This window comes from Amycolatopsis sp. NPDC050768, assembly GCF_040654155.1.
GTDB lineage: Bacteria > Actinomycetota > Actinomycetes > Mycobacteriales > Pseudonocardiaceae > Amycolatopsis.
This window is the reverse complement of sequence record NZ_JBFAHL010000026.1, coordinates 124,542-136,149: the sequence shown is the minus strand read 5'-3', so window position 1 is coordinate 136,149 and position 11,608 is coordinate 124,542. Positions and strand designations below refer to the sequence as shown.

11 protein-coding genes and 1 pseudogene are annotated in these 11,608 nt (G+C 71.0%); 5 read left to right on the top strand and 7 right to left on the bottom strand.

All coding sequences use genetic code 11. The features are described from left to right. Window positions 1-13 precede the first annotated feature (13 nt). The gene (locus AB0H62_RS46460) at window positions 14-1,876 is read left to right on the top strand and encodes a sialidase family protein (protein ID WP_360592513.1); all 1,863 of its coding nucleotides are present in this window, start codon (window positions 14-16) and stop codon (window positions 1,874-1,876) included. A 52-nt stretch (window positions 1,877-1,928) separates the two neighbouring features. Here the strand turns inward: AB0H62_RS46460 and AB0H62_RS46455 are convergent, their stop codons facing one another. Then, the gene (locus tag AB0H62_RS46455) at window positions 1,929-2,675 is read right to left on the bottom strand and encodes a sulfite exporter TauE/SafE family protein (protein WP_360592512.1); all 747 of its coding nucleotides are present in this window, start codon (window positions 2,673-2,675) and stop codon (window positions 1,929-1,931) included. Continuing rightward, window positions 2,672-3,406: a GntR family transcriptional regulator gene (locus AB0H62_RS46450; protein ID WP_220238981.1), complete on the bottom strand. Its 735-nt coding sequence runs from the start codon at window positions 3,404-3,406 to the stop codon at window positions 2,672-2,674. The genes AB0H62_RS46455 and AB0H62_RS46450 overlap by 4 nt, the downstream gene beginning before the upstream one ends. Window positions 3,407-3,599: 193 nt before the next feature. Between AB0H62_RS46450 and AB0H62_RS46445 the strand changes: the two genes are divergently transcribed. Then, on the top strand, window positions 3,600-4,406 hold the full coding sequence (locus AB0H62_RS46445) for an SAM-dependent methyltransferase (protein WP_360592511.1): 807 nt from the start codon (window positions 3,600-3,602) through the stop codon (window positions 4,404-4,406). Between the two features lie 7 nt (window positions 4,407-4,413). Here AB0H62_RS46445 and AB0H62_RS46440 read toward each other — a convergent pair whose 3' ends face one another. Next, window positions 4,414-5,193 (bottom strand): SGNH/GDSL hydrolase family protein, encoded by a 780-nt coding sequence (locus tag AB0H62_RS46440; RefSeq protein ID WP_255637769.1) that lies wholly within the window; start codon window positions 5,191-5,193, stop codon window positions 4,414-4,416. Between the two features lie 211 nt (window positions 5,194-5,404). On the opposite strand from AB0H62_RS46440, the pseudogene AB0H62_RS46435 reads away from it, so the two are divergent. Together AB0H62_RS46435 and AB0H62_RS46430 are read left to right on the top strand one after the other, a co-directional pair. Beyond that, window positions 5,405-5,641: pseudogene (locus AB0H62_RS46435) on the top strand (hypothetical protein); the annotation flags it as partial. A gap of 252 nt (window positions 5,642-5,893) precedes the next feature. Continuing rightward, a complete protein-coding gene (locus tag AB0H62_RS46430) occupies window positions 5,894-6,973 on the top strand; it encodes an LLM class flavin-dependent oxidoreductase (RefSeq protein WP_360592510.1) in 1,080 nt (359 codons plus the stop codon). Here the strand turns inward: AB0H62_RS46430 and glgC are convergent. The 4 genes from glgC to AB0H62_RS46410 all read right to left on the bottom strand — a co-directional run bounded on the left by glgC (window position 6,970) and on the right by AB0H62_RS46410 (window position 10,900). Continuing rightward, complete coding sequence (gene glgC, locus AB0H62_RS46425; protein ID WP_220238979.1) at window positions 6,970-8,187, bottom strand: glucose-1-phosphate adenylyltransferase; 1,218 nt, start codon at window positions 8,185-8,187, stop codon at window positions 6,970-6,972. The two genes, AB0H62_RS46430 and glgC, sit on opposite strands and share 4 nt — an antisense overlap. Continuing rightward, complete coding sequence (gene glgA, locus AB0H62_RS46420; protein WP_220238978.1) at window positions 8,184-9,341, bottom strand: glycogen synthase; 1,158 nt, start codon at window positions 9,339-9,341, stop codon at window positions 8,184-8,186. Before glgA ends, glgC begins: the two co-directional genes overlap by 4 nt. Before the next feature lie 70 nt (window positions 9,342-9,411). Next, a complete protein-coding gene (locus AB0H62_RS46415; protein ID WP_220238977.1) occupies window positions 9,412-10,056 on the bottom strand; it encodes a hypothetical protein in 645 nt (214 codons plus the stop codon). A 61-nt stretch (window positions 10,057-10,117) separates the two neighbouring features. Then, complete coding sequence (locus AB0H62_RS46410; protein WP_360592534.1) at window positions 10,118-10,900, bottom strand: putative protein N(5)-glutamine methyltransferase; 783 nt, start codon at window positions 10,898-10,900, stop codon at window positions 10,118-10,120. 182 nt (window positions 10,901-11,082) lie between these two features. Between AB0H62_RS46410 and AB0H62_RS46405 the strand changes: the two genes are divergently transcribed. Then, a partial coding sequence (locus AB0H62_RS46405; RefSeq protein WP_360592508.1) for a sigma-70 family RNA polymerase sigma factor occupies window positions 11,083-11,608 on the top strand: 526 nt, incomplete at its 3' end.

Sequence of the window (11,608 nt, the reverse complement as noted above, 5' to 3'; positions counted from 1 at the left end):
GGAAGAACGGGACATGAGACCGATCATCCGCTGGGCACTCGCGTTCGCGGTGCTGGTGTCCGGCGTGTTCGTACCGGCAGCCGCACAGGCGGCGCCCGTCCAATCGCAGCTCGCGGTTCCGCAGTTCGACCAGCAGGTGCTCTTCAACCCGCACCAGGAGACCGGCTATGCCTGTTTCCGCATTCCCGCCATCGTCCGCAGCACGCACCGCACCCTGCTCGCCTTCGCCGAGGGCCGGCGCGACAACTGCGGCGACACCGGCGACATCGACCTCGTGCTCAAGCGCTCCACCGACGGCGGGCAGACGTGGTCGCCGCTGCAGGTCGTCAACCCCGGCGGTGGTGACACGCACGGCAACCCGGTGCCCATTGTGGACAGTCGAACGGGCCGGATCGTGTTGATCACCACGTACAACAAGGGCCGCGACGACGACAAGGCCTGCGATGTGCCGTGTCCGCGGACGCCGCACTCGCAGTACAGCGACGACGACGGCCTGACGTGGTCGGCGCCGGTGGACATCAGCGCGCAAGCGAAGCTGCCGGCGTGGGACTCGTGGTACGCCTCGGGTCCGGTGCACGGCATCCAGCTCACGAAGGGCCGCCACGCGGGCCGGCTGGTGTTCGGCGTGAACGCGGAACGCAGTGACGGCACCAATTCCATCGAGAACTACGCCGCCCTGATCTACAGCGACGACTCCGGGCGCAGCTGGCACGTCGGCGCCGTCGACAGCTACCCGCACCCGGTGGGCGGCACGTATGCGCAGAAGCCTTCCGAGGTCAGCGTCGTCGAACTGCCGGACGGCACGATCTACGCCGGCGGCCGCGAACAGGGCGGTACCGACGTCGGCAACCGCGACTACGCCCTGAGCCGCGACGGTGGCCAGACGTTCAGCAGGCGCTTCACCACCATCCCCGACCTGGTGACGCCGATGGTGCAGGGTTCCCTGCTGCGCCTGCAGCGTCCGGGCGGAGAGCGGATCCTGTTCGCCTCGCCGTCGGACACCGACCGGCGGCGCTGGATGATGATCCGCTCGTCCTACGACAACGGCCGCACCTGGGAGGACGCCGAGCAGGGCACCCGGGTGACTGGCGACTGGTCCGGCTACTCCGACCTCGTTCAGCTGAGCGGCCCGGCTGAGCGCGACGCGAAGATCGGCCTGATGTACGAGGGCGGCGCGGTCGACGCCCGCGACGAGATCCGCTTCGCGCGCTTCGACGAGAACTACCTGGGGTGGCTGCGTTCCGCCGGCCCGACGACCCCGGACGTCTCCCGGCCGGGCGCCGTCGCGTACGTGCTCGGCGGCGCTTCGGCGTCCCACGGCGCGCTGCAGCTCGACGGCGTCGACGACTTCGTGCGGGTGCCTTTCTCGCCCACCCAGCTGCCCGGGTCGGGTGACTTCACCTTCACGACGTCGTTCAACTACGGCGCTTCCAAGGACCCGCAGGCGTTGCTGTGGCTCGGCGGCATGGGCACCACGGCACCGCAGCTGTGGCTGCGCGGTGAACCCGCGTCGCACCGGCTCATCGCCATGATGACGACCGCGGCGGGCAGCAAGTCGGTGACCACCACGCAGGCCTACGACGACCAGCAGTGGCACCACCTCGCCCTCGAACGCACCGGCGGCCAGCTCGAGATCTGGGTCGACGGCGTGCTCGCCGCGTCCGGCCCGGACTCGCCCGGTTCGGTCAGCGAGACCGTCTCGTTCCAGCTCCAGCTGGGCGAACGCCTCGACGGCGCCATGCACTTCGCCGGCTCCCTCGACGACGCGCGGCTCTACCGCCGGGCACTGCCGGAGTCCGAAGTGGACGCTGTCGCGGCCGGCCGGCCGGTATGGCCGGGTCCGGTGGTGCAGCTGCCGTTCGACCGGGTGCGCTGAGTTTGTTTTCTTGGTTGAAGGGCACCTTGAGGGACTTCTCTCAAGGTGCCCTTCAGCCGTGCAGCACCAGGTAGGGCGCCACGGCCACCAACGCGACCACGAGCGCGATCCGCAGCCGTTTCGTCGGCAACGCGTGCGCGATCTTCCAGCCGATGACCACCCCCGCCAGTTCCGGCACCCCGACGACGGCCGCCAGCCGCCAGTCGATGGAGCCAGGCAGGAGATACCCGACCGCCCCGGCCGTCGCGATCACCACCGACTGCACCTGTGCCGCCGCGAGCGCCTCCAGCATCGGCAACCCCACCACCACGAGCACCGGCACGGTCAGCATGGGCCCACCCACCCCTACCAGCCCCGCCGCGACCGCCACCCCGGCCCCGATCGCGAGGATCGAGCCCGTCGCCGGCTCCCGCCCCGCCACCGGCCGCCGCAACACCACCAACGCCGCCACCACGACGGCGAACACCCCGAGCACCACCCCGAACCACCGCGCGGACACCAGCGAGTTCAGCAAAACGCCGACCGGCGTCCCCACCACCGCGACCCCCGCCAGCAGCCCCGCGACCCTCCTCGTGTGCCGCTCCCGCAACTGCCCGGACCGCACATACGCCGCACTCCCGGCCACCCCCGTCGCCACATGCGTGACGATCGCCGTCCCCGCCACCTGCGCCGGCGCGAGCGGCGTCAACAGGAACAACGCGATCGTCGGCAGCACACCCCCGGGCCCGATCGCCGTGATGCCGATCCCGCCCACCAGGCCGAAAAGTGCGAGCAGAACATCGGTGGTCGCGCTCGTCATGCCGGGCCTCGGTGCAGCGTCGCGCGCAAAGTGAGCCGGTCCGCGCGGATGTGGAGGGTTTCGGCGTCCACGGGGCGGCCGTCGTCGAGGTGTGTCAGGCGGTCGAGGGCGAAGACGGCCGTGCCGGGCGCGATGCCGAGCAACGCGGCGGTGTCCGGGCCGGCGGTGACGGCGTGGACCACGACGTCGGCCCGGCCCAGGCGGCGGCCGCTGGTTTCCTCGATGAGGGCGAACAGGTCGCGGCCCGCGAGGTCGTGGTCGAGCAGCGGGACGCCGATGTCGGCGGTCAGGTAGGTGGTGTCCAGCGAGAGCGGCGCTCCGCCGAGGCGGCGCAGGCGTTCCAGGTGGACGGCGGGCGCGCCGGGAACCAGCCCGAGCCGTTCGGCGATCGCCGGCGGGGGCGTGACGATGCCGACGGAACGGACCTCGTTCACGACGTCGCCGTAGCCGTCGAGGGCCTCGGCGAGGCCGGCGAGCCGGTCGAGGCCGTGGCCGTACTTCGGGTGCACCACAAGCGTTCCGACGCCCTGGCGCCGCTCCACGAGGCCTTCGGCGCGAAGCAGGCCGAGGGCCTCGCGCACGGCGTTGCGCGTTGCGCCGAACTGGGTGCCGAGAGCGTGCTCGTCGGGCAGCGGGCCGTCGTCGAAGGCGCCCGCGGTGATGCGCTGGCGCAGGACGTCGGCGACCTGCCGGGCCCGCTCGGCGCGGGGCCGGGGCGACGAAGTTTCCACCTGCGCGACCGTACCCGGATCCGCATTACGCCAGGGTTACGCCACCCACCCTGACCTGTGTAAACCCGGTGACCAGCGGCAAAGGTCCCAGATCGCCGGGTTCCGCCACCGCCGCCGGATCGCAACCCAGTGGCACTTGCGAAAAAGATCTATCTGTGCTATCCTTGCACAATTGCGGGCTAGGGTCGTCCCTGTGACCGAACCCAGCTTCACGGCCCTCACCGCGGCCGCCGCTCGCGCCGCGCACCTGATCGTCGACGCCGAGCCCAGGATCTTCACCGACGAGCTCGCCGCGCCCCTGCTCGGCGGCTACGGCGACCAGCTCCTCGCCTACCACCGCGACAACCGCGAAGACCCGATCCTCGCCGGCGGCCGCACCCAGGTGCTCTGCCGCAGCCGCTACGCCGAAGCACAGCGAGCGACTCAGAGCGTGGTCCTCGGCGCCGGCCTCGACACCTCCGCCTACCGCGCGCCGCACACCCACGTGTTCGAAGTGGACCTCCCGCGGACGCAGGAGTGGAAACTCGCGCAGCTGACGAACGCGGACCTCCCCGAACCCGCGAACCGCACCTTCGTCCCGCTGGACCTCGCGACCGGCGACCTCGTCGAAGCCCTCGTCAAGCACGGCTTCGACCTCGCCCGCCCGACGCTCGTCAGCTGGCTCGGCGTCACGATGTACCTCACCGAAGCCGCCATCACCCGCACGCTGCGCGCCGTCGCCGGCCTCGCCCCGGGCACGCAGCTCGTCGCCGACTACGTGCTCCCCGCGCAGCTGCGGGACGACGCCGGCGCGCACTACGCCGACGCCGTCTCCCAGGTCGCCGAGCGAGCCGGCGAACCCTGGCGCAGCCACTTCTCCCCCGGCGAGCTCACTGACCTGCTGCGGGACAACGGCTTCGGCACCGTCCGGCACGTCCACCAGCGCGACCACGACGTGTGGCCGCGCCCCGACGCCCTGCGTCCCGCGGAGCTGTTCGTGCTGGCCCACGCGACCGTTTAGCGGAACCTCAGCCGCAGATGCTGCCCAGGCTCGCGGTCCAGCCCCACCACATGCCGTACTCGGCGAGGTTGCCCGCGTCGTTGAGGTGGATGTTGTCCGACGTCCACGGGCTGGGGTTGGGCAGGTTCGCCGAGCCGGCCGGCGGGATGTACTGGCGCAGGTCCACGAGCGCCGTGCCCTTCGCGACCGCCGTCTGGTAGATCACCGACGCGTACTGGTCCCAGGTGTACTTCTGGGTGTTGCCGCCGTACGGGTTCGGCGTCCACTTGAGCTGGGCGTAGATCGACATGAGGATGTCGACGCCCGGCCGCGCGGCGCGGATGCCGTCGATGACGTTGTTCAGGTCGGCCTGGAACTTGGCCGGGTCGTTCTGCGCCCACAGGTCGTTGCCGCCGAGGTCGACGAGGACCAGGTCGGGCTGCTTGGCGGCCATGTCGGCGATCGCGCCGGTGGTGCCCGCCCAGCGGCCGCCGGTCAGGTAGTCGGCGGCGAGGGCACCGTTGTGCGAGTAGTTCTGCACGTTCGTCTGCCACTCGGAGTGGACGTCGTTGGCGAACTTGGTCGTCCAGCCGTAGGTGGTGGGGAACCAGGTGTCCGTGGTGGACTGGTAGCCGGTGGTGCCGTAACCCGTGTCGGCCGAGGTGCCGACGATGGCGACGTTGTCCTTGCGGGTGCACCAGGTGCTTTCCTGGGCGGCGTCGGCGGAGGTGACCACCGTGGACATGCCGATACCGAGGCCGATCAGGGTCAGCACTGCGCCGAGTCTGGCGAAGGTGGCTTTGCGCATCTTCGAGGGGACCTTTCAGGGGAACGGGAGCGTCTGCGCCTCAATCGCTCCACACCGGACAGTTGTTACCTGATCAGGTGAGGTTCGGCTGCGGTCCGCGATCGTTCGGGCAGCCACTGTGCCCGCGCGTTACCCCAACGAAGTGCACTAAACGTTTTCTTTCCGGGGTAACCCACCGGCACAACGGAGAGTTGCCGTGATCGACGACACGTCCGACGCCACCCGGGAACCCGAGTGGATCACCGTGAAAACCGGGTTGTTCGGCAGTAAAGAGAGCTTTGTGCCGCTCTCGGGCGCGAACGTCGACAACGACGGGATCCACGTGAACGTCGCGAAGGACCAGGTCTCGGAGGCGCCGCGGATCGACGCCGACGGGCACCTGTCGTCCACGGAGAGCGCCGACCTGTACCGCCACTACGGCCTGCCGATGCCGCGCACCGCACCGGATGTGAACGCTGGTCGGGACAAAATGGACACTGCGGCCGGCCGCAGCACGCAGGACGCGGCGATGGCTCGTGAAGGGCGCTCGGTGGCCGACGCCGGCTCGGGCACCCGCGGCGAGGAAACCGTGAAGGGTGACGTCCGCAAGGAGCAGTTCGACCTGCAGGACGACGCCGAGAAGCGCAAGCACTGACGGACGGAATACCCGCCTCCCGCTCCCGGTTCAGTTGATGCATCAACTTCGGGAGCGGGAGGCGTCATGCAGTTCGGGATCTTCACGGTGGGCGACGTGGCGCGCGACCCGGTGTCGGGGCGGACTCCCAGCGAGCACGAGCGGCTCAAGCGAATGGTCGAGACCGCCGTGCGCGCGGAACAGGCCGGGCTCGACGTGTTCGCGATGGGTGAGCACCACAACCCGCCGTTCGTGCCCTCGTCGCCCACGACCGTGCTCGGGTTCATCGCCGCGCAGACCAGCCGCATCCTGCTTTCGACCTCCACGACGCTCATCACCACCAACGACCCGGTGAAGCTCGCCGAGGACTACGCGATGCTCCAGCACCTCGCCGACGGCCGTGTCGACCTCATGATGGGCCGCGGCAACACCGGGCCCGTGTACCCGTGGTTCGGCAAGGACATCCGCGACGGGATCGCGCTCGCGGTGGAGAACTACGCCCTGCTGCGCCGGCTCTGGCGCGAGGAGCCGGTGGACTGGGAAGGCAAGTTCCGCACCCCGCTGCAAGGCTTCACCTCCACCCCGCGCCCGCTCGACGGCGTGCCGCCGTTCGTCTGGCACGGCTCCATCCGCAGCCCGCAGATCGCCGAACAGGCCGCCTACTACGGCGACGGTTTCTTCCACAACAACATCTTTTGGCCCGCCGACCACACGCGGCGGATGATCGAGCTCTACCGCACCCGCTTCGAGCACTACGGCCACGGCACGGCCGCCGACGCCATCGTCGGCCTCGGCGGGCAGACCTTCATGCGCCCGAACTCCCAGGACGCGATCCGCGAGTTCCGCCCGTACTTCGACCACTCGCCCATCTACGGCGGCGGCCCGTCGCTCGAGGACACGATGGACCAGACCCCGCTGTCGGTCGGCAGCCCGCAGCAGGTCATCGAGCGCACCCTCGCGTTCCGCGACTACGCCGGCGACTACCAGCGCCAGCTCTTCGCCGTCGACGGCATGGGCCTGCCGCACAAGGCAGTGCTGGAGCAGATCGACATCCTCGGCGAGCAAGTGGTCCCTGTGCTGCGTGCGGAGTTCGCCAAGAACCGCCCGGCGAACGTCCCGGACGCCCCGACGCACCAGTCCCTGGTGGCCGCGGCGCGCCGGAGCTAGATCGCCGATTCTCCCTTGCCCAGCACCACGATCCCGCCCGAGCTCACGTGGTAGTGCTCGCGGTCGCGGGCCAGGTCGACGCCGATGTGGGCGCCCGGCGGGACGACCACGTTCTTGTCGAGGATGGCCCGGCGCACCACGGCGCCGCGGCCCACGCGGGCGCCGTCCAGGATCACCGAGCCCTGGACGACCGCGCCGTTTTCGACGACGACGTCCGGCGAGAGCACGGAATCCACGACCTGCGCGCCGGAGATGATGCAGCCGTTGCTGATGATCGACTGCCCGGCGCTGCCGCCCTCCACGAACTTCGCCGCGGCGCGCTGGCCCGGGTAGGAGAGGATCGGCCACTTGCGGTTGTAGAGGTTGAAGATCGGGTACGTCGAGATCAGGTCGGTGTGGGCGTCGTAGTAGCTGTCGATGGTCCCGACGTCGCGCCAGTACCCGTGGTCGCGCTCGCTCTCGCCGGGGACGACGTTGCCGCTGAAGTCGTAGACGGCCGCCTGACCCTTGTCCACGAGCGCGGGGATGATGTCGCGGCCCATGTCGTGTTTGGACCCGACGTTCCTCGAGTCCGCGTGCAGCGCGTCGAGCATCACCTGCGTGGTGAACACGTAGTTGCCCATCGACACGTACGCCTCGTCGGGCGAGTCCGGGAGACCGGGCGGGTCCGCGGGCTTCTCGAGGAACGCGTCGATCTTCGTGCCGTCGCCGGTCTGGATCACGCCGAACGCGCTCGCCTCCGCGCGCGGCACGCGGATCCCCGCCACGGTCACGCCGGCGCCCGACGCGATGTGCTCGTCGATCATCTGGCGCGGGTCCATGCGGTAGATGTTGTCGGCGCCGAACACGGCGATGTAGGCGGGCGACTCGTCGTAGACCAGGTTGAGGCTCTGGTGGATCGCGTCGGCGCTGCCCTGGAACCACCGCGGGCCCAGCCGCTGCTGCGCGGGCACCGGCGTCACGTACTCGCCGGTCAGCGACGAGAGCCGCCACGTGGTGGAGATGTGGCGGTCGAGCGAGTGCGACTTGTACTGCGTGAGCACGCAGATCCGCCGGATTCCGCCGTGGACGAGGTTCGAGAGCACGAAGTCGATCAGGCGGTGCACCCCGCCGAAGGGCACCGCGGGTTTGGCCCGGTCGGCCGTGAGCGGCATGAGCCGCTTGCCTTCGCCACCGGCCAGCACGATCCCCAGGACATCCGATCCGTCGATCACGAAACCCTCCCGCACGCCTCGTAGATCGCGACCGTCCTCGCGGCGATCGCCGCCCAGCCGAACTCTCCCACGGCGCGGTCGCGCCCGGCCAGACCCAGCGCGGCGGCCCGGGCGGGATCCGCGACCAGCTCGTTGATCCGCCGCGCCAGCCCCGCTTCGAACGCCGCGGTGTCGTTCTCGTCGTAGTGCACGAGCAGTCCCGTCGCGCCGTCGTCGACGACCTCGGGGATCCCGCCGACGTCACTGGCCACCACCGCCGTGCCGCACGCCATCGCCTCGAGGTTCACGATGCCCAGCGGCTCGTACACCGACGGGCAGACGAACACCGTCGCGTGCGTCAGCAGCTGCACGACCTCGGGACGCGGCAGCATCTCGGGGATCCAGTGCACGCCGGTGCGCTTCTCCTGCAGCTCGGCGACGAGACCCCGGAACTCGGCGTCGAGCTCCGGGGTGTCGGCGCCGCCGGCGCAGAGCACCAGCTGCACGTCCTCGGCGAGCTCGGAGCCGGCGCGCACGAGGTGCGGCACGCCCTTCTGCCGCGTGATGCGCCCGACGAACAGCGCGTACGGCCGGTCCGGGTCGATGCCGTGCTTGGCCAGCACATCACGGCCCGGGTCGGGCCGGTAGAGCGTGGTGTCGATGCCGTTGTGCACCACGTGCACCCGCGCGGGGTCGACCGCCGGGTACGCGGTGAGCACGTCTTCGCGCATGCCCGCGCTCACGGCGATGATCGCGTCGGCCGCCTCGTACGCGTCCTTCTCGATCCACGAGGACACGCGGTAGCCGCCGCCGAGCTGCTCGGCCTTCCACGGGCGCAGCGGTTCGAGCGAGTGCGCGGTGATCACGTGCGGCATGCCGTGGGCGAGCTTCGCGAGGTGGCCACCGAGGTTCGCGTACCAGGTGTGGCTGTGGGCGAGGTCGTGCCCGACCAGCGCGTCGGCCATCGACACGGCGATGTCCATGGTCGCGAACGCGGTCTGGGAGTAACCGTGGAGGTCGCGGTGGCCGTGGGCTCCGTCGTCTCGGTCCGGTCCCCAGCAGTGCACGTCCAGGTCGACCAGCGACCGCAGTTCGCGGGCGAGGAACTCGACGTGCACCCCCGCTCCGCCATAGACGTCCGGCGGGTACTCCCGGGTGAGCAGGCCGACCTTCATGCCCCGACCCTAAACGGCACGGGCCGGGAAGTGCAGTACGGGGAAGCGACCAATCCGTGTCGTGATCGACTCATCGAGTTCTCGTCCCGGTGACCGGGCCGACGCGTTCGACAGCGGGCAACCGCAGCCCGTGGTGGGCCAGTTCGCGGGCGGCGAGTTCGGCGACGACGTCGGGATCGTGTTCGCGCCAGCCCGTGGTGAGGTCACCGGCCCGGACCTTGCGCGGCAGGGGCCGCGTGACGAGCGCGCGCAGGGCGAGCAGGTCGAGTCCTTCGGCGCCCTGGCGGCGCAGCCGGGCCGCGGCCGTCGCGCCGCGCGTGAAGCGCCACCGCAGCGGCAGCCACGAGACCAGCAGGAACACCAGCGGCACGGAGACGACCAGCACCGCGAGCCACCACGCGAGGTCCTCGACGGCCGTGATCTGCCAACGGCCCGCGTCGGCGAGTTCGGTGCCCGCGGCCGAGCCGGAGTGCAGCGCGTCGGCGAGCGGGTGGCCGATCAACGGCACCTGGCCGGCCTTGTCTGCGGCCGCGTCGAACGAGGCGCGCAGCCCCGAACCCGCGTCGACGAGCCCGTCGCCCGGCGCGCGCAGGCGCATGACCTCGTCGTACACGCGCACGGCCAGCCACACCGCGAACGCGAGCAGCCCGACCGCGAACACGTCGCTGAGCACCTGCGCGGTGCGGCGGACCGGGCGGTCGGCGTAGACCTTCATCGGGGCCCCTCACTCTCGCGGTCCCGGCCAACTACCCGGGCCGCCGCTCGGCGAACCACGATTACTCCTTGTGCAGCAACGGCTTCCGCTCGCCGACGACCACCGTCGCCCCGAGGTCTTCCGACTCCTCGACCCACGCGCGCAGCCCCACCTGCCCCAACGCCGCGACGGCCGACTCCGCCTGCCGCTCGCTCGTCTCGAACAGCACGCGGCCACCGGGCGCCAGCCACTGCGGTGCCTCCGCGACCACGCGCCGCAGCACGTCTAGCCCGTCGGCTCCCCCGTCCAGCGCCACGAGCGGCTCGTGCTCCCGCGCCTCCGGCGGCAGCAGCTCGACCTCGCCACTGGGCACGTACGGCACGTTCGAAATCAGCACCTCGACGCGGCCCCGCAACCGCTCGGGTACGGGTTCGAACAGGTCACCTTCGTAAACCTCACCGTCGATGTTCGAACGCGCACACCGCACCGCGACCGGATCGACATCCGCTGCGTGGAGTTCGACACCGGGTACCTCGGCCGCCACCGTCGCCCCGAGCGCGCCGGACCCGCAGCACAGATCGAGCACCACCCCGCCCGGCCGCGCGAACCCCGCCGCCAGCCGCACGAGCAGCTCCGTGCGGTGCCGCGGCACGAACACGCCCTCGGCCACCGCGAACCGCCGCCCGGCGAACTCCGCCCAGCCGACCACGTACTCCAGCGGCTCCCCCTCGACGCGCCGCCGCACCAACGTCTCCAGCGCCGCGGCGTCCCCCGCCGCCTCGCCGAGCACGCGCGCCTCCTCCTCGGCGAACACACAACCCGCCGCCCTCAACCGCGCGACCACCGACTCGACATCCCCGGCCACAGACAATCAAAAGCCTTTCCACCGCACGAAGAACCCGACCGGGCCGCTCCCCACCCCGATCCGAAACCTCCACACTAGTGACCCTCGTCCGTTCGGCGTGCCGTCCCCGCGCCACCGACCGCCCCGGTCACATCTGTCCTCCCCCGGACGTCAACCTGACGACGCACCACAGCCGGAGGAGGATGTCGACCGTGAACGAGCTGGCCGAGCAGTTCGAAACCCATCGCACCCACCTCAGGGCGGTCGCCTACCGCATGCTCGGCTCCCTGGCCGAAGCCGACGACGCCGTCCAAGAGGCCTGGTTGCGGCTCAGCCGTGCCGACTCCGCCGCCGTGACCAATCTCGGCGGCTGGCTCACCACGGTCGTCAGCCGGGTCTGCCTCGACGTGCTGCGCTCCCGGCAGTCCCGCCGCGAGGAGCCCGTCGGCGAGCAGCTCCCGGACGGCGCCGACACCACCGACCCCGAAACCGAGGCCGTGATGGCCGACTCGGTCGGCCTGGCGCTGCTCGTCGTCCTCGACACGCTCTCACCCGCCGAGCGCCTGGCGTTCGTGCTGCACGACATCTTCGGCCTGTCGTTCGACGAGGTCGCCCCGATCGTCGACCGCGCCCCGGCCGCCGCGCGCCAGCTCGCGAGCCGGGCGCGCCGCCGCCTCCGCGGCCCTCCGGCCGGGGCCCAAGCCGACATTGCCCGCAAACGCGAGGTCG